This window comes from Bacillus sp. LBG-1-113, from assembly GCF_020708615.1.
Taxonomy (GTDB): Bacteria; Bacillota; Bacilli; order Bacillales; family Bacillaceae; genus Bacillus; species Bacillus mojavensis.
Genome location: NZ_JAJFDG010000008.1, coordinates 44,695 through 62,220 on the forward strand (window position 1 = coordinate 44,695; position 17,526 = coordinate 62,220).

Sequence of the window (17,526 nt, forward strand, 5' to 3'; positions counted from 1 at the left end):
TAAAAAAAGAGAATGTCTCGAAAGACATTCTCTTTTTTTGTTTGTTATTTAGCGGCGTTTGCCGTTTCTTCCTGCTGTTGAATTTTATGAATTTCCGTATCGATCTTCTGCTTTTCCTGATCAGTCAGCTGATCGTTGAATTTGAAAGCTGACATAAACATAAACACGACTGCAACGGCAACAAACGGCCAGATGGCTTTGACAAATTTCATCTTATATCACTCCATTATTTAGAATTTAGTTTGTCACTGTGATCGACATCAAAAGTCAGTTTTCCGTCTTCTACTTCCCATGCAAAATTAGAGTCTTTCGTCAGTTCGCGAATAATTGTTTTCTGTTTCAGGCTGCCTTTTTTAACAGGGGCTGGTGTCGCTTCATGGATATCAATCGGCGTTACCTCAAAGTGTCCCGTTCCATTTTTCTTTAAATGATACTGCACCAGCGCACTGTCTCTCGTTCTTGTCCAGCCTTGGTCAAACACAAAGTTCCCCAGACTGTAGAAAATGACGGTGCCGTTATAGACTTCGATCGGTTCAAGGACGTGCGGGTGATGGCCGACGATAATATCAGCACCTGCATCAGACATAGCTCTTGCCAATTGGCGCTGGCGGTCATTCGGATCATTATCATACTCTTGTCCCCAGTGTGACTGTACAACTACGACATCCGCATGTTTTTTCGCTTCTGAAATCATTGGGATAAAGATTTCCGGATCTGCGGGAAGTACGCCCGGTGTATTCTTTTTAGCCGCAAAACCTTTGCCGGATACATCCGTGAATCCAAGGGTTGCGATTGTTACCCCATTAACTTCTTGGTATGAGATATTCTTTTTCGCATCGCTCAAGCTGTATCCAGCCCCAACGATATCGAGGTTATGTTTTGAAAATTCTTCAAGTGTATCTTTCATACCCTGTGCGCCGTAATCCATGGCGTGGTTATTCGCGCTGTTAAGGACCGTGAAGTTCATATCCTTCAGGACTTTTACTGATTCCTTGTTTGTCTGCAGATGAATTTCTTTTTCTGCTTGCTTATAGTTCTTTTTATAGGTTACCGGGTTCTCAAAGTTTCCGGCTACGTAGTCTGATGCTTTAAAGATAGGCTCAACGTATTGAAAAATACTGCTTACCCCTTTTTGTTCCGTTACTCTTTCAACATAGCGCCCCATCATAATATCGCCTACAAATGAGGCAGAAAGAACGTCATCTGAATAGGTTTTAACCTTTGGCGTCTCTGCTTTGCCTGCCCACATAAAAGCAAACATGAGGACAAAAACGATCGGAATCGCGATAAATACGTGCTTATTGGTTTTCTTTTTTTGCTGTTTTGTCAGCTTCAGTAGCTTTTCATGAAAGCTCAGTTCTTTTTTCATCGTTTGACACACCTTACATTAAATTAAGTAGTAAACAAACATGATAGCAAAGGTCGCTCCGCTCAATAGCAGCGTGCTTCCGAACGTAATCGTTAATCCTTGTTTTTGGATGGTATTGGCAATTAAACCCGGTACGATAATGCCGATTCCTCGAAATTCTGCGATTTCAAATGGCACAATCGGGTATAGAAAATCAAAGGCAATTTTCAGGACGATCCCTGTAATCAGCATGGCAGCGAATTTTCTGCGTCCATACAAAATCATAAACTTAGATAAACCGAATTTCACAATGACATAGGTGAGCAAGCTGACTAACAATACGAGTAAGATAAAGACCGGCTGATTAAACACAAGTCCTAAATATCCCGGTACAACAAGCCCTGCCGGCACAATCCCTGTTTTTTCCGCAAAAATTAAACTGAGTAGTACACCTAAAATTAGTGCAATGTATAAATCTGATCCGAACATGTCTGCATTTCCTCCTAGCTTACGAGCTGCTTAACCTTGTATTCGTGGATTTTTTCAATTAATGGCTCTGCGGCACCATGAATGTTGCCGACGCCATATATGACACGGTTGTGCATTCTTTTCTTTAACAGTTCCATAATTTCTTCCGTTGATTTGTACTCTAGATCATGCAGTTTGTCTGCAGGAATTTTACCTTCTTCATATGCTTTTACAATTGGTTCTGTTGTTTCACCGATTAAGATCAGTTCACTTGCTTCAATATAAGGCAATACGTCATTTGCGAATTGCTGTGTCCGATCCACACGGTCTGCGCGGCAGTTCATAATGATGATCGGATCATCGGTCGGGTAACCGATTTCTTTTACACGTTTCCATATATTCAAAGTAGAAGAAGCGTCGTTTGCGGCAAACCCATTAACAAAGTGCCCAGGCTCGCTCGGACTGATCAGCGGAAGAATTCTCATTGCTCCCGGATCTGGCGGCGCATTCAGCATTCCTTTAAACGCTGTTTCTTCATCAATGCCGAGTGCTTGAGCCACACCCAGTGCGAGAGAAGCATTATCAGGGAATACCATATATTCAAATTTACGAAGATATTCATCAGTAATTTTCGAGTTATCAGCAATGATGACTTTTGTGTTACGCTCTTTGGCTTTTTGTTTAAAGAACTCGGTATATTCACTATCTGTAATGACAAGATGGCCATTATAAGGAATAGTAGCCGTAAACGCTTCTGCAATTTCATCAAGCGTCGGCCCCATAACATCCATATGATCTTCCAGCACGTTTACGATGACGCCGATATTGGCTTGAAGAAGTTCTTCCTGAAAGATAATTTGATAATCCGGATTAACGGCCATACATTCACTGACGAGGGCGTTGGCTCCTCTATCTACCGTTTCTCTCATGACTTCTTTTTGTTCGCCGATATTGGGTCCTTGAGGTTTCCGTTTAATTGGCTTTTCCTCCGGTGTATCCCAATAGATCATTCTTGCGTCCGTTCCTGTCGTTTTTCCGACAGTTTTGTAACCGGCTTCTATTAATATTCCGGTTGTCAGCCTTGTCACAGTGGACTTTCCTCGGATGCCGTTAATATTCACTCGAACAGGGAGGGCATCAATGTTTTTCTGATGTCGCCGTTTTTCTAATATTCCGATGACCAGTATGACAGCACAGGCTATAATGAGTAACCACATTGCTTATCGACATCTCCTTCTATATTGTTGTAAATTCATTCATCAGTATATAGAATCACTATGAATTCTCAATCGGCATTATGTAACATAATCTCCCCTAATCTACTAAGCCAAACTTCTCTTTTGAAAGAGATTTTATACCCACAAGCCGTTTTCTTTTTTTGGAAATTGACAGGACTTACATCTTATCGATTTTTTTAACACTAAAAAGGAATGCGCTTTCATTTACCAAATGATTTCCTTCTAGACGTTTAGTCACAGCTTGAATGTTCAGTTTAATATGCATTTCAAATCAATCTTTTTTCCAGCCCGGTATATCAAGCTTTTGTTGATACAATGCATGTTTCCGGTTCTTATGAACACAAAATTATATTTGCCTGTTTCTTAAGGATAAGGTCATAATGTCGTCCTTTCTGCACGGAATAGACAATATTAGGCCCATACCAAATTGACTACTGGACCCGGCAATAAAAACGGCAAACAAACAGGTCCAGGTTCTCTAACATAATTAAACATTTTCTGGGCGGATAGTCTTTTCTGTTTTATCCTATTTACAGGTCTAAACGCATGACTTTGAAACAATTTTAATAAAACTTAATATTCGTTCATGAAAAGTTCATCCAGATTTGTGAAGACTTTGTCAAAAAAAACCGTGATTACCTTTACATTCTCGTATTTATACACCATTTACAGTTTGGTTTGCTATATCGCCATGGTTTATTTTTTTCTTATTGCCAATAACGAAATGTCATGATAATCTATCTATGTAAACGGTTACACAAACAAGGAGGAGCTGTGTTGGCTACAATTAAAGATGTCGCGGGAGCAGCGGGCGTCTCGGTTGCAACGGTCTCCCGCGTCCTGAATGACAACGGCTATGTACATGAAGAAACGAGAACACGTGTGATGGCCGCCATGGAGAAGCTGAACTATTATCCGAATGAAGTCGCCAGGTCTCTTTATAAAAGAGAATCCAGGCTGATCGGGCTTTTGCTTCCGGATATTACGAACCCTTTCTTCCCCCAGCTTGCCCGCGGCGCGGAGGATGAATTGAACCGGGAAGGCTATCGGCTTATTTTTGGCAACAGTGACGAGGAATTAAATAAAGAACTTGAATACCTTCAAACCTTTAAACAAAATCATGTCGCAGGTATTATTGCTGCAACAAATTATCCTCATCTTGAACAATACAGCGGGATTGATCAGCCAGTCGTTTTCCTGGACAGAACACCTGAAGGCGCTCCTTCTGTATCCAGTGACGGACATACCGGGGGAAAATTAGCAGCAGAAGCAATCGTTCATGGAAAAAGCAAACACATTACGCTCCTGAAGGGTCCTGCTCACCTGCCGACTGCCCAAGACCGCTTTCACGGCGCTTTAGAGGTATTACAGCAGGCTGGTGTTGATTTTCAGATCATCGAGACAGCGTCCTTTTCTTTTAAGGATGCACAAGCAATGGCAAAGGAGCTGTTTGCCCTATATCCTGAGACAGACGGAATAATTGCCAGTAATGATATTCAAGCAGCGGCTGTTTTGCATGAAGCTTTGCGGCGCGGAAAAAAAGTGCCTGAGGATATTCAAATTATCGGCTACGATGACATTCCCCAAAGCGAGCTGCTGTTTCCGCCGCTGTCAACAATTAAACAGCCGGCATATGACATGGGTAAAGAAGCGGCTAAACTGCTTTTGAGCATCATAAAAAAACAGCCGCTCGCAGGAACGGCGATTCAAATGCCCGTCATGTATATAAGAAGAAATACGACAAGAAAGGAAGAAAAGGATGCGTAATATTTGTGTGATTGGAAGCTGTTCTATGGATTTGGTGGTCACCTCAGACAAACGCCCAAACGCGGGCGAAACTGTACTGGGTACTTCATTTCAAACTGTGCCGGGCGGTAAAGGGGCGAATCAGGCTGTTGCCGCTGCCAGACTTGGCGCAAATGTTTTTATGATTGGCAAGGTCGGTAACGATCATTATGGAACAGCCATCATGAATAATTTAAAAGCAAACGGTGTTCACACCGACTATATGGAACCGGTTACACATAAAGAAAGCGGCACCGCCCACATCGTGCTTGCCGAAGGTGATAACAGCATCGTCGTCGTTAAAGGCGCAAATGATGAGATCACCCCATCTTATGCGATAGACGCACTCGAAAAGCTTGAAAATATCGATATGGTCCTGATTCAGCAGGAAATCCCGGAAGAAACAGTTGATGAGGTATGCAGATACTGCCATTCTCACGACATCCCGATCATGCTTAACCCGGCACCGGCCCGCCCGCTGAAGCAGGAAACCATTGACCATGCCACCTATCTTACGCCGAATGAACATGAGGCGGCGATCTTATTCCCGGAGCTGACGGTTTCTGAAGCATTGGCGCTTTATCCGGCGAAGCTCTTTATCACTGAAGGCAAACAAGGCGTGCGCTATTCAGCCGGCAGCAAAGAGCGGATCATCCCTTCCTTCCCTGTTGAGCCTGTCGATACGACCGGAGCAGGTGATACGTTTAACGCGGCTCTTGCAGTGGCACTGGCGGAGGGTAAAGATATTGAAGCTGCATTACGGTTCGCAAACCGCGCCGCTTCCCTATCTGTATGTTCTTTCGGCGCTCAAGGCGGAATGCCATCCAGAAAAGAAGTAGAGGAGCTGCTGTCATGAAAAAACACGGTATATTGAACAGTCATCTTGCCAAGCTATTGGCTGACCTTGGACATACTGACAAAATTGTTATCGCTGATGCAGGGCTGCCCGTTCCTGACAGCGTTCTGAAAATTGATCTCTCACTGAAGCCGGGTTTCCCGGCTTTCCGGGATGTAGCCGCAGTGCTGGCAGAAGAAATGGCGGTTGAAAAGGTGATTGTCGCATCCGAAATAAAGGTGTCCAATCCAGAGAATGCGAGTTTTATAGAAACCCTTTTTTCTGAAGAGGCAGTCGACTGCCTTCCCCACGAGGAATTTAAGGAGCTGACCAAAGAAGCTAAAGCTGTCATACGAACAGGAGAATTCACACCATACGCCAACTGCATCCTGCAGGCGGGTGTGCTTTTCTAGAAAGGAGGATCGATATGCAAATCGAAATGAATGACATTCATAAAGCATTCGCGAAAAACCAGGTGCTTTCAGGTGTATCCTTCCAGCTCAAGCCTGGCGAAGTTCATGCATTGATGGGAGAAAACGGCGCCGGCAAGTCCACCCTGATGAACATCCTGACTGGTCTGCACAAACTGGACAAAGGTCGGATCACCATAAATGGCAACGAGACGTATTTCTCCAACCCAAAGGAAGCCGAGCAGCACGGAATCGCCTTCATCCATCAGGAACTGAATATTTGGCCGGACATGTCCGTTCTTGAGAATCTATTTATCGGAAAAGAAATGGCAACGAAATTTGGTATTTTACAAACAAGAAAAATGAAAGCGCTAGCAAAAGAGCAATTTGATAAACTATCCGTCTCTCTTTCTCTTGATCAAGAAGCAGGTGAATGCTCCGTCGGACAGCAGCAGATGATTGAAATTGCAAAAGCGTTCATGACAAATGCGGAGGTAATCATAATGGATGAACCTACCGCGGCTTTGACTGAACGGGAAATCAGCAAGCTGTTTGACGTCATTACGGCTTTAAAAAAGAACGGTGTTTCCATTGTATACATTTCACATCGAATGGAAGAAATTTTCACGATTTGCGACAGAATCACCATCATGCGTGACGGTAAAACGGTCGATACAACAAACATTTCAGAAACCAATTTTGACGAGGTCGTGAAAAAAATGGTCGGACGTGAGCTGACGGAACGATACCCTAAACGCGTCCCTTCACTCGGAGACAAAATATTCGAGGTGAAAAACGCCTCCTCAAAAGGGCGCTTTGAAGATATCAGCTTTTATGTCCGTTCCGGTGAAATTGTCGGCGTTTCCGGTTTAATGGGAGCCGGACGTACAGAAATGATGAGAGGGCTGTTCGGCATTGACCGGCTCGATTCGGGAGAAATTTGGATTGCAGGAAAAAAGACTGCTATTAAGAATCCGTATGATGCTGTGAAAAAAGGGCTCGGCTTCATTACGGAAAACCGCAAAGATGAAGGATTGCTGCTCGACACATCCATTCGTGAAAATATTGCGCTGCCCAATTTGGCCAGTTTTTCTCCAAAGGGCATCATTGATTACAAGCGGGAAGCAGAGTTTGTAGACCTTCTCATAAAACGCCTGACCATCAAAACGGCTTCACCGGAAACGCACGCGCGACAATTGTCCGGCGGCAACCAGCAAAAGGTCGTGATTGCAAAATGGATCGGCATCGGCCCAAAAGTGCTCATATTGGATGAGCCGACAAGAGGCGTGGATGTAGGCGCGAAACGGGAGATTTATACGCTGATGAATGAGCTCACTGACCGCGGTGTCGGCATCATCATGGTGTCATCAGAGCTGCCGGAAATACTCGGAATGAGTGACAGAATCATCATTGTCCATGAAGGCAGAATCAGCGGAAACATTGAAGCGCGTGAAGCGACACAAGAACGAATTATGACACTTGCCACGGGAGGGCGGTAACATGAAAACGGAACAACTGAAGCAATCAGAAAAAAAACAGATTCACTTCGATGGCGTCATGCAGAAGCTCGGCCCGTTTCTCGGTTTATTTATTCTCGTTATGATCGTATCAATTTTAAACCCGAGCTTCCTAGAGCCTCTAAATATTTTAAACCTGCTTCGGCAGGTGGCGATTAACGGATTGATCGCATTCGGCATGACCTTCGTTATTTTAACTGGGGGCATTGATCTTTCTGTCGGGGCTATTCTCGCCCTGTCCAGCGCCTTAGTCGCGGGTATGATTGTATCTGGTGTCGACCCGATACTCGCCGTCATCATAGGCTGCCTGATTGGCGCTCTGCTCGGGATGATCAATGGATTGTTAATCACAAAAGGGAAAATGGCCCCTTTCATTGCGACACTTGCGACCATGACTGTGTTCCGCGGACTTACTCTTGTGTATACAGACGGAAACCCGATCACAGGGCTTGGCACTCATTATGCCTTTCAGCTGTTCGGCCGCGGTTATTTTTTAGGAATTCCTGTACCGGCAATTACAATGGTTCTCGCCTTTGTTATCCTTTGGGTGCTGCTACACAAAACGCCGTTCGGGCGCAGGACATACGCAATTGGCGGCAATGAAAAAGCGGCACTCATTTCAGGCATAAAAGTCACACGTGTAAAAGTCATGATTTACGCTTTAGCCGGTCTATTATCCGCCCTTGCCGGCGCGATTTTGACTTCCCGTCTCCACTCAGCACAGCCGACAGCTGGAGAATCATATGAACTGGATGCCATTGCGGCGGTTGTCTTAGGCGGAACGAGTCTATCCGGGGGCCGCGGGCGCATTATCGGAACGTTAATTGGGGTGCTGATCATCGGCACACTCAATAATGGTCTCAACTTGCTTGGCGTCTCATCATTTTATCAGCTGGTTGTTAAAGGGATTGTCATTTTAATCGCGGTATTATTAGACCGCAAAAAGTCAGCATAGGAGGGTTTTACATGAAAAAGGCTGTATCCGTCATTTTGGCACTGTCACTGTTTGTATTGAGCGCCTGTTCGCTTGAGCCTCCCCAATGGGCGAAGCCGTCAAACTCAGATAATAAAAAGGAATTTACCATCGGCTTGTCGATCTCAACGCTTAACAATCCCTTTTTTGTCTCTTTAAAAAAGGGAATTGAAAAAGAAGCGGAAAAGCGCGGAATGAAGGTCATCATCGTGGATGCACAAAATGATTCCTCCAAGCAGACAAGTGATGTGGAGGACTTAATTCAGCAGGGCGTCGATGCGCTGTTAATTAATCCGACTGATTCATCAGCTATTTCAACGGCAGTAGAGTCTGCAAATTCGATTGGTGTGCCTGTCGTCTCAATCGACCGGTCCGCTGAACAAGGCAAAGTGGAAACCCTCGTGGCTTCAGACAATGTAAAAGGCGGAGAAATGGCCGCAGCGTTCATCGCAGACAAGCTTGGAAATGGAGCTAAGGTGGCGGAGCTTGAAGGCGTTCCGGGTGCATCCGCTACACGGGAACGCGGTTCAGGCTTTCACAAAATCGCGGATCAAAAGCTGGACGTTATCACAAAACAATCAGCTGACTTTGACCGCACTAAAGGGCTGACCGTCATGGAAAACTTACTTCAAGGACACCCGGATATCCAAGCGGTTTTCGCTCATAATGATGAAATGGCGCTTGGAGCTCTCGAAGCGATTAACAGCTCCGGTAAAGACATTTTAGTCGTCGGTTTTGACGGAAATAAGGATGCGATTTCTTCGATTCAAGACGGTAAGCTCTCTGCCACTGTCGCTCAGCAGCCTGAATTAATCGGTAAACTGGCAACGGAAGCAGCAGATCAGATTTTACATGGAAAGAAAGTAAAGAAAACAATATCAGCGCCGCTTAAGCTGGAAACGAAAAAATAATGCAAAGGATCAGATCTTATCTGATCCTTTTTTATGTTTAGCAACCGGCCAAAACGTGAAAGGGATAATAGAAATGATTATTTCTCTTATGTGAGGAGAGGAACGCAATGTACAAATCCACGAAAATATTGTCTACACTTGCACTTACAGCTGGAATAACTGCCGCTTCTGCTGGCGGTGCAAACACAATTCATGCACAACAGCCAGTAACAAACGTAAGCATTGATGATTTATACAGCTACCCGATTGATTCATACTTGGTTTCAGCAGAGGCTCTGAATGTCAGAACAAAGGCCTCCGCTACAAGCTCTAAAGCCGATACACTTCACCTGGGCGACAGCTTAAAGCTCATTTCGTTTTCAAACGCTGATTGGGCAAAGGTTCATTACAAAAACGGAAAGACAGGCTTTGTCTCCACTCATTACATTGTAAAGGCAGCAACAACGGTAAAAACCAAAACAAAAACGAAAGCATATACATCTGCTGAAGGAAAAAGCATCAAGACACTCCCGGCTAATACAAGCGTATCTTTTTTAGGCTGGAGTAAAACAAAAAAAGGCGGCTTTGACTTTGATTGGGTCTATGTAGATTACGGCGGTAAGACAGGTTATATCAAAACAAAGGACCTGCAAATGACAAAATAACCAAAAGGGATTCCGTTTACAGAACGGAATCCCTTTTTTCTTCGCTAATTATGGATTGAATTGTCGCATTCAAAATATTTCTCAGGAAATATTGTCGTCTGCTATGTCGAAACCTATACATGATCAACAGCATTTTTGTTTACGTTAAGGGATGGAGGTGGAAAAATGGATCAATTTGAAGCTGCATATGACTCGTATAAATCCAAACAAACAAATATCGATCAGCCAGTTGATACGTCCGGAAAAGAAGAAATTATTGCGGTCAGAAGAAATGAGGAAGACAATATTATCGCGGTGAAAACGAACGCAGGAAGAGAACTGGACTATCCCACTGCGCTATCAGAAGCAAAAGCCGGGAAGCTCGCTCACGTTGATGTATTTCATAAATACGGACGTGACATTTTACGAAGTGAGCCAGACGGCATTAAGGATAACAACCTATCTGAATTACCTGATTTTTAATAGAGAAAGCCCTGTCCCACACCGGACAGGGCTTTTCTTTTTAAGAAAAAGGCTGCTGGATATAATCTGCTAACCGTTTTGCACTGATTGCAATATCCTCAGCATTTGCGTATTTCACACCATAAAACACATATGGCGGAAGATATGTCATGCCAATCAGATTGCTTGTCGCCTGAAACGGCTTCAGGAGCTCACTGATCGAATAATGGTTCCCTCCGCCTGCCTGATACTTTTCTGCTTCGCTTCCTGTGGAGACAGCCAGCATCAGCTCTTTGCCATGCAGAGCTTTCCCTTCTGACCCGAAGGCCCAGCCGTATGTCAGCACAAGATCCTGCCATTTTTTAAGAAGCGGCGGAGAGCTGTACCAATAAAGCGGAAATTGGAAAACAATCCGATCGTATTGCTCGCACAGCTGCTGCTCTTTGGCAACATCGATGGCTTCATCCGGATATTCCTTATAAAGCTCCCGTACAGTGATATTGTCATGTTTACTTAATTCCTCTACCCACGCCTTATTGACGACTGAGGTATCCATTTGCGGATGAACAGCCAAAACCAGTACTTTCAAGGAGACCCACACCTTTATCGTTTTAATGTTATTTTAACTAAAATCAGGTAAAGTGCCAAATGAAAAGAAAGCCCTGCACATGTGCGGGCTTTCTTTTTTTATTCCGGGCTTCCTTCAGTGGTTTCGATATCTTTGGCGAAATCCGGGTTATCCAGATTCGCATTAAAGAAATCTGCTGTATTTGGAAGTCTGAGATTCATGTTCATTTTTTGAGAGATTGTCACCGTGCAATCCTCAAGCACATAATCAAAGACGTGTCCGCCTGTATTTCGTCCTTCGTCAATGAAGTGCAGGTGATAGCCAGAAACAGCGATTCCGTTCGCATAAGCAGGAGTCAAGAAACCAACGATTGTCCCTCTGATGTTGTCAAAGTTGAAAATCGGCTGTGTTTTGACCGCTTCAACCATTGGCATATAAGGTTTTTCTTGCAGTTCTACCGTTCTTGTCTGCACTTTTTTAAACAATCCATCAATACGGATGGCATAAAATAGGTTTTTACTTGGCAGAATGCTATTGATTTCTTTTTCAAATTCTTCACGTGTCATTTTCGCATCAATTTTATGCGTCATGTCCGGTGTAAAAAACGTAAATGAGCAGAACGGAGAGCGGTCTCCGCTTTGCACCGGTGTCGCAGTGCCGTCGGAACGAAGACGATAAAATTCGCCGTCAAACCCAATCAGCTCTCCATCAAGCTTGTTAAAGGTTCCGATACCGAAGTCACCGTATTTCGGAATATCTGACAGTTCAAAATCGCCGTCATATACTCCGTCTAAAAGAGAAGTCATTGTTGATACTTGATAAATTTGGCTCACGGGCTGTTCTTTTTTGCCGCGGCTCAGCATTTGAATATTGCTTTCGTGTTTCATATTCCCTTCACTCCTTTAGTAATGTGCTGTTCTTCGAAAACAGTATCTTGGTGCGCAGAGTGCTAGAGAGCTTTTGTTTTCATCAGTTCTCCAAATTCTTTTGGGAGCTTGTCACTCGCTAAATTAACATTATCACTGTAGTCAACTGGGACATCAATGATAACAGGGCCTTCAGCATTCATGGCTTGACGCAGAACACCTTCCAGCTGGTCTGGTGATTCGACACGCAAACCGGTTGCCCCGAAGCTTTCCGCATATTTCACGATATCAATGTTTCCAAACTCGACTGCAGATGTACGATTGTATTTTTTCAATTGCTGGAATGCAACCATGTCATATGTGCTGTCGTTCCATACAATGTGTACAATTGGAGCTTTTAAGCGCACCGCTGTCTCTAACTCCATTGCTGAGAATAAGAAACCGCCGTCACCAGAGACAGAAACGACTTTTTCACCCGGTTTCACTAATGAAGCACCGATTGCCCACGGAAGCGCAACACCAAGTGTTTGCATACCGTTACTGATCATTAATGTTAATGGCTCATAGCTGCGGAAATAACGGGACATCCAAATCGCGTGTGAACCGATATCGCATGTCACTGTGACGTTATCCTCGACTGCATTTCGTAATGCTTTAACGATCTCAAGAGGATGCAGTCTGTCTGACTTCCAATCTGCAGGCACCTGCTCTCCCTCATGCATATATTCTTTTAATTCAGAAAGGATTTTTTGCTCACGTTCCGCAAAATCCACTTTTACAGCATCATGTTCGATATGATTCAAAGTAGAAGGGATATCCCCGATCAACTCAAGCTCAGGCTGGTACGCATGATCAATGTCAGCCAGAATCTCATCCAAATGGATAATCGTCCGGTCTCCATTGACATTCCAGAATTTCGGATCGTATTCAATTGGGTCATAGCCGATTGTCAGAACAACATCAGCCTGCTCAAGCAGCAGATCGCCCGGCTGGTTGCGGAATAAACCGATACGGCCGAAATATTGATCCTCTAAATCTCTCGTAAGAGTGCCGGCAGCCTGAAATGTTTCTACGAATGGAAGCTGAACCTTTTTCAAAAGCTTGCGAACCGCTTTGATCGCTTTAGGTCTTCCGCCTTTCATTCCGACTAGAACCACAGGAAGTTTTGCTGTTTGGATTTTCGCGATAGCAGCACTGATTGCATCATCAGGTGCAGGACCAAGTTTTGGCGCTGCCACTGCACGCACGTTTTTGGTGTTTGTGACTTCATTCACAACATCTTGCGGAAAGCTCACAAAAGCGGCCCCAGCCTGACCCGCTGACGCTGCTCTAAATGCATTTGTAACAGCTTCCGGTATGTTTTTTACGTCTTGAACCTCTACACTGTATTTTGTAATCGGCTGAAATAACGCCGCATTATCCAATGATTGATGAGTCCGTTTTAAACGATCGGCACGGATCACGTTCCCAGCAAGCGCAACGACAGGGTCACCTTCAGTGTTTGCAGTCAGCAGTCCCGTTGCCAGGTTAGAAGCACCCGGTCCTGATGTGACTAAAACGACTCCCGGTTTTCCAGTTAAACGGCCTACAGCCTGCGCCATAAATGCTGCATTTTGTTCATGCCGTGCAACAATGATCTCTGGCCCTTTATCTTGTAAAGCGTCAAATACCGCATCAATTTTTGCACCTGGAATGCCAAATACATGTGTGACACCTTGCTCCGCTAAGCAATCAACAACAAGCTCCGCCCCTCTGTTTTTCACAAGGGATTTTTGTTCTTTTGTTGCTTTTGTCAACACCCTCACTCCTTATTATGCATTTTAAACATAAAAATTTAAATAAATCTTGTGATACGTTTCACTATACACTCTTTGGAAATTGACCTCCAATATCAATTCGACTTATGATTAATATGTATTACGAATTATTAACCTACGAAAGGAATGCATGATTGATGGAGCTTCGCCACCTTCAATACTTTATCGCAGTTGCCGAAGAGCTTCATTTCGGAAAAGCTGCACTTCGGCTGAACATGACACAGCCTCCCCTCAGCCAGCAGATTAAACAGTTGGAAAAAGAAGTCGGGGTGACGCTACTGAAGAGGACAAAACGAGTTGTGGAACTAACCGCAGCCGGAGAAATATTTTTAACTCACTGCCGTACGGCTTTGATGCAAATTGATCAAGCGATTGAACTGGCACAGCGTACGGCTCGCGGCGAGCACGGCCATCTCGTTATCGGTTTTGTCGGATCAGCTACATATGAATTTCTGCCGCCAATTGTCCGGGAATACCGTAAAAAATTCCCATCAGTAAAAATTGAATTACGGGAAATATCCTCATTTAGGCAGCAGGATGAGCTACTAAAGGGAAACATTGATATTGGTATACTTCATCCTCCGTTGCAGCATACAGCATTACATACTGAAATCGCCCAAAGCAGTCCTTGTGTTCTAGCTTTGCCTAAACAACACCCGTTAACATCTAAGGAAGCCATTACAATTGAAGATTTGAGAGATGAACCGATTATTACTGTAGCCAAGGAAGCATGGCCTACTTTATACATTGATTTCATCCAATTTTGTGAACAGGCTGGATTTAAGCCAAACATTGTACAAGAAGCGACTGAATATCAAATGGTCATTGGGTTAGTCAGCGCCGGCATCGGGATTACATTTGTACCCTCCTCAGCTAAAAAGTTATTTAATTTGGATGTGACTTATCGAACAATAGATAAAATACAGCTGAATGCCGAATGGGTTATCGCCTATCGCAAAGACAATCAAAATCCGCTTTTAAAGCAATTTATTAATATTTCAAATTGTCAGCAGTTAAGAACTAAAGAGAGTGATGCAAGTACCTGAAATGATACTTGCGAACTCTTTTTTCTTTTGGGATTCTCATGGAATTTTAATTAATATAATATAATCGCTTAGTACAACTTCTTATCGGTATACGTATACATACAGTACAAATAGTTGGCAAGGATACTAGTAAGCGCATGACAATCGTTTGATTTTAGAATGATAGATAGAGAGGTGAAATATATTACACAGTTCACGAGTATATTAACATTGCTCGCTTTTTTCATAACTATGCTTTTTATTTTCTGGAGACCGAAAGGATTAAATGAAGCTATCCCCGCAACAATAGGCGCTTTCATGGTGATATTATGCGGAAGTGTGTCATTGACAGACTTAGGAGAAATAGGATCAAAAGTCACAGGTGCATCGGTCACAATTCTTGCCACTATGATCATGGCTATCGCACTGGAAAGTTTTGGGTTCTTTTATTGGGTGGCTGCCAAGCTGCTCCAACAATCCAGGGGATCAGGCATCAAGCTTTTTTGGTTAACCAATTCACTTTGCTTTTTAATGACTATTTTCCTAAATAATGATGGGAGCGTTTTGATCACAACCCCCATCCTTTTGCTGGTTTTAAAATATTTAGGTTTGAAAAAACATCAAAAAACCCCTTATTTAATAAGCGGCGTTTTAATAGCTACAGCCTCCAGCGCACCGATCGGCGTAAGTAATATTGTAAATTTAATTTCTCTCAAAATGATTGGAATGGATCTATATCTGCACACTGCCATGATGTTTGTCCCTAGTATGATGGGACTCCTTTTTATGGCTTGTCTACTGTTTATTTTCTTTTATAAACGTCTTCCTAAAAGCCTGCCGGATATACCGAACCATTTTCAGTCTCTGCAACATAGAAGGTACCATCCCCTTCATTCGCCATCAGCTCCATTACCAAAACGAAATCAAACAAAAATAATGTTATTTGTACTCGCATTTGTTTTTCTCGTCAGAATCAGCTTATTTGCCGCGTCATATACCGGTATCTCCGTTCCTCTTGTCGCTGTCATCGGATCGATTATCCTTTTGGCCTGGAGATGGGTTTATTTCAAAACCTCTCCTAAAGACTTGTTATACAAATCACCTTGGCACATTTTTATTTTTGCTTTTACTATGTATATCCTCATTTATGGGCTGCACAATATTGGATTTACTGAATTACTTGTCAATTATTTTGAACCAATGGTTTCTGGAAGCCTCTCCTACGCTACTTTCGTATCAGGTATCTCTACCTCTGTTTTTTCGAATCTATTCAACAACCATCCGGCTTTAATGATCAGTACTTTTACTTTAACGGAAATGAGCCTGAATCCTTCAACAGCAAAAATCATCTACTTGGCAAATATCATTGGGAGTGATATTGGTTCCTTATTATTACCTATAGGAACATTAGCAACACTTATTTGGATGCATATATTAAAACAGCATGATGAAAGTATTTCCTGGGGTGAATATTTAAAAACGACCATATTAATCATTCCGCTGACTGTTCTTTTTACACTAACATGTTTATATTTTTGGATCAGTTGGTTATTTCTTTAGCAGAGTATGATGAAACAAAAAACTGCCTTCTGCTATTCGAGGGCAGTTTATTTTCAGTATAGGCTGCGCTAGGGGAGATGCATTGTCTTTAGATGATTTAACTTCCAAATGATTGACTCTCCACTTGCGTTAATAAGCTCAATTATATTATTAGACACATCTTTTAATAGACCGACTTTCTCTGGCACTTCCCCCATATCAAATATGACCAATTGGCCAACATATTTTTTGATCTGCTCCTCGAAATTACGCACAAGTGAAACACTGGAAGGAACGACGGGCAATTGAGAGTTATCAAGAGTGTACGGCGTTTGTTCTGTTGAATAAGGGGTAAACCATTTTAAGTGATGCATAGATATGAAAAGTGTTTTAAATACAGGTGAAAAAAATACAATATAATCATTTAAAACACTAGTAACATAGCCATGTATTGACCGATCCCCCGTTACATAAATTTCAATAAATTTGCCTTTCACCTTGTTTAATGTGTTTCTATAAGAAAAACTATTATTTTCCGCCTCCATCATTGTATCTTCCGGATCTATTAAAATTGGTTTCTCAGTATTCGTATTTATTGCTTTGTTCATTTGATGAAGATGCAGCAAGGGAATATAAAGATAATTGCAACCATCAAATATAACAAAAATATCCTGTCCAATATCTATAAGTGTGCCAACAAATCTTGTATCTCCTGAAATGACAACCTCAACATCTGTGTCAAGAAATTGATTCAAACCTTTCACCATTCTCCCCCTTTAATTGAATGAAAAAGGGCATCACTTTATCTGATGCACCTTCATTATCTATTAAAATTTGCGCTTCCAATGATAGTCTATTGTTTTAACAATCGTTTCATAGCTATAATCTTCCTTTTGGCTTCCGGTACGATGAAAGTCAGAAGATCTTGATGACCGATATGATTTGGACGAACTTTTGGTGTCTGATGAACGATCATATGTTGATGATTGATAATCTGAAGATCTTGGTGACCGATATGATTTAGACGAACTTTTGGCGTCTGATGAACAATCATATGTTGACGATTGATAATCTGAAGATCTTGGTGACCGATATGATTTAGACGAACTTTTGGCGTCTGATGAACGATCATATGTTGACG

General features: G+C 42.8%; 19 protein-coding genes. 10 read left to right on the forward strand and 9 right to left on the reverse strand.

The window, feature by feature from the left end; translation table 11 throughout:
• Positions 1 to 44: 44 nt before the first annotated feature.
• The 4 genes from edmS to pgsB are packed head-to-tail and all read right to left on the reverse strand — an operon-like array spanning position 45 to position 3,033.
• Positions 45 to 212: an extrachromosomal elements maintenance protein EdmS gene (gene edmS / locus LJF29_RS16755; RefSeq protein ID WP_010332114.1), complete on the reverse strand. Its 168-nt coding sequence runs from the start codon at positions 210 to 212 to the stop codon at positions 45 to 47.
• A 14-nt stretch (positions 213 to 226) separates the two neighbouring features.
• A complete protein-coding gene (gene pgsA / locus LJF29_RS16760) occupies positions 227 to 1,369 on the reverse strand; it encodes a capsular polyglutamate synthetase PgsA (RefSeq protein ID WP_168748903.1) in 1,143 nt (380 codons plus the stop codon).
• 18 nt (positions 1,370 to 1,387) lie between these two features.
• A complete protein-coding gene (gene pgsC, locus LJF29_RS16765; protein ID WP_010332116.1) occupies positions 1,388 to 1,837 on the reverse strand; it encodes a poly-gamma-glutamate biosynthesis protein PgsC in 450 nt (149 codons plus the stop codon).
• A 14-nt stretch (positions 1,838 to 1,851) separates the two neighbouring features.
• Positions 1,852 to 3,033, reverse strand: coding sequence for a poly-gamma-glutamate synthase PgsB (gene pgsB / locus LJF29_RS16770; RefSeq protein WP_010332117.1), 1,182 nt, complete (start codon positions 3,031 to 3,033; stop codon positions 1,852 to 1,854).
• Between the two features lie 798 nt (positions 3,034 to 3,831).
• Between pgsB and LJF29_RS16775 the strand changes: the two genes are divergently transcribed.
• The 8 genes from LJF29_RS16775 to LJF29_RS16810 all read left to right on the forward strand — a co-directional run bounded on the left by LJF29_RS16775 (position 3,832) and on the right by LJF29_RS16810 (position 10,591).
• Entirely contained in the window at positions 3,832 to 4,821 is a 990-nt protein-coding gene (locus LJF29_RS16775; protein WP_229149768.1) for a LacI family DNA-binding transcriptional regulator, read from the forward strand.
• Complete coding sequence (rbsK, locus tag LJF29_RS16780) at positions 4,814 to 5,695, forward strand: ribokinase (protein WP_229149769.1); 882 nt, start codon at positions 4,814 to 4,816, stop codon at positions 5,693 to 5,695. Before LJF29_RS16775 ends, rbsK begins: the two co-directional genes overlap by 8 nt.
• Positions 5,692 to 6,087 (forward strand): D-ribose pyranase, encoded by a 396-nt coding sequence (gene rbsD / locus LJF29_RS16785; RefSeq protein ID WP_229149770.1) that lies wholly within the window; start codon positions 5,692 to 5,694, stop codon positions 6,085 to 6,087. The genes rbsK and rbsD overlap by 4 nt, the downstream gene beginning before the upstream one ends.
• A 14-nt stretch (positions 6,088 to 6,101) precedes the next feature.
• Positions 6,102 to 7,583, forward strand: a complete 1,482-nt coding sequence (locus LJF29_RS16790; protein ID WP_229149771.1) for a sugar ABC transporter ATP-binding protein — start codon at positions 6,102 to 6,104, stop codon at positions 7,581 to 7,583.
• 1 nt (position 7,584) lies between these two features.
• Complete coding sequence (rbsC, locus tag LJF29_RS16795; RefSeq protein ID WP_168748908.1) at positions 7,585 to 8,556, forward strand: ribose ABC transporter permease RbsC; 972 nt, start codon at positions 7,585 to 7,587, stop codon at positions 8,554 to 8,556.
• Between the two features lie 11 nt (positions 8,557 to 8,567).
• On the forward strand, positions 8,568 to 9,485 hold the full coding sequence (gene rbsB / locus LJF29_RS16800) for a ribose ABC transporter substrate-binding protein RbsB (protein WP_229149772.1): 918 nt from the start codon (positions 8,568 to 8,570) through the stop codon (positions 9,483 to 9,485).
• Positions 9,486 to 9,592: 107 nt separating this feature from the next.
• Complete coding sequence (locus LJF29_RS16805) at positions 9,593 to 10,129, forward strand: SH3 domain-containing protein (RefSeq protein WP_168748910.1); 537 nt, start codon at positions 9,593 to 9,595, stop codon at positions 10,127 to 10,129.
• Positions 10,130 to 10,294: 165 nt separating this feature from the next.
• The gene (locus tag LJF29_RS16810) at positions 10,295 to 10,591 is read left to right on the forward strand and encodes a DUF3892 domain-containing protein (RefSeq protein ID WP_010332125.1); all 297 of its coding nucleotides are present in this window, start codon (positions 10,295 to 10,297) and stop codon (positions 10,589 to 10,591) included.
• Positions 10,592 to 10,631: 40 nt separating this feature from the next.
• On the opposite strand, the gene LJF29_RS16815 is transcribed toward LJF29_RS16810, so the two are convergent.
• The 3 genes from LJF29_RS16815 to alsS all read right to left on the reverse strand — a co-directional run bounded on the left by LJF29_RS16815 (position 10,632) and on the right by alsS (position 13,800).
• Positions 10,632 to 11,159 carry an NAD(P)H-dependent oxidoreductase gene (locus LJF29_RS16815; protein ID WP_168748912.1) on the reverse strand — a complete coding sequence of 176 codons (528 nt, stop codon included), beginning with the start codon at positions 11,157 to 11,159 and terminating at the stop codon, positions 10,632 to 10,634.
• A gap of 98 nt (positions 11,160 to 11,257) precedes the next feature.
• Positions 11,258 to 12,025 carry an acetolactate decarboxylase gene (budA, locus tag LJF29_RS16820; protein ID WP_229149773.1) on the reverse strand — a complete coding sequence of 256 codons (768 nt, stop codon included), beginning with the start codon at positions 12,023 to 12,025 and terminating at the stop codon, positions 11,258 to 11,260.
• A gap of 62 nt (positions 12,026 to 12,087) precedes the next feature.
• On the reverse strand, positions 12,088 to 13,800 hold the full coding sequence (gene alsS, locus LJF29_RS16825; protein ID WP_168748913.1) for an acetolactate synthase AlsS: 1,713 nt from the start codon (positions 13,798 to 13,800) through the stop codon (positions 12,088 to 12,090).
• A 158-nt stretch (positions 13,801 to 13,958) separates the two neighbouring features.
• On the opposite strand from alsS, the gene alsR reads away from it, so the two are divergent.
• Together alsR and LJF29_RS16835 are read left to right on the forward strand one after the other, a co-directional pair.
• Positions 13,959 to 14,867: an acetoin biosynthesis transcriptional regulator AlsR gene (gene alsR, locus LJF29_RS16830; RefSeq protein ID WP_229149774.1), complete on the forward strand. Its 909-nt coding sequence runs from the start codon at positions 13,959 to 13,961 to the stop codon at positions 14,865 to 14,867.
• 210 nt (positions 14,868 to 15,077) lie between these two features.
• Complete coding sequence (locus LJF29_RS16835) at positions 15,078 to 16,406, forward strand: arsenic transporter (protein ID WP_229149775.1); 1,329 nt, start codon at positions 15,078 to 15,080, stop codon at positions 16,404 to 16,406.
• Positions 16,407 to 16,474: 68 nt separating this feature from the next.
• Here LJF29_RS16835 and LJF29_RS16840 read toward each other — a convergent pair whose 3' ends face one another.
• Positions 16,475 to 17,149: a hypothetical protein gene (locus LJF29_RS16840; protein ID WP_026014618.1), complete on the reverse strand. Its 675-nt coding sequence runs from the start codon at positions 17,147 to 17,149 to the stop codon at positions 16,475 to 16,477.
• A gap of 89 nt (positions 17,150 to 17,238) precedes the next feature.
• Positions 17,239 to 17,526: hypothetical protein (locus tag LJF29_RS16845; RefSeq protein WP_324255130.1), on the reverse strand; the 288-nt coding region annotated here is incomplete at its 5' end.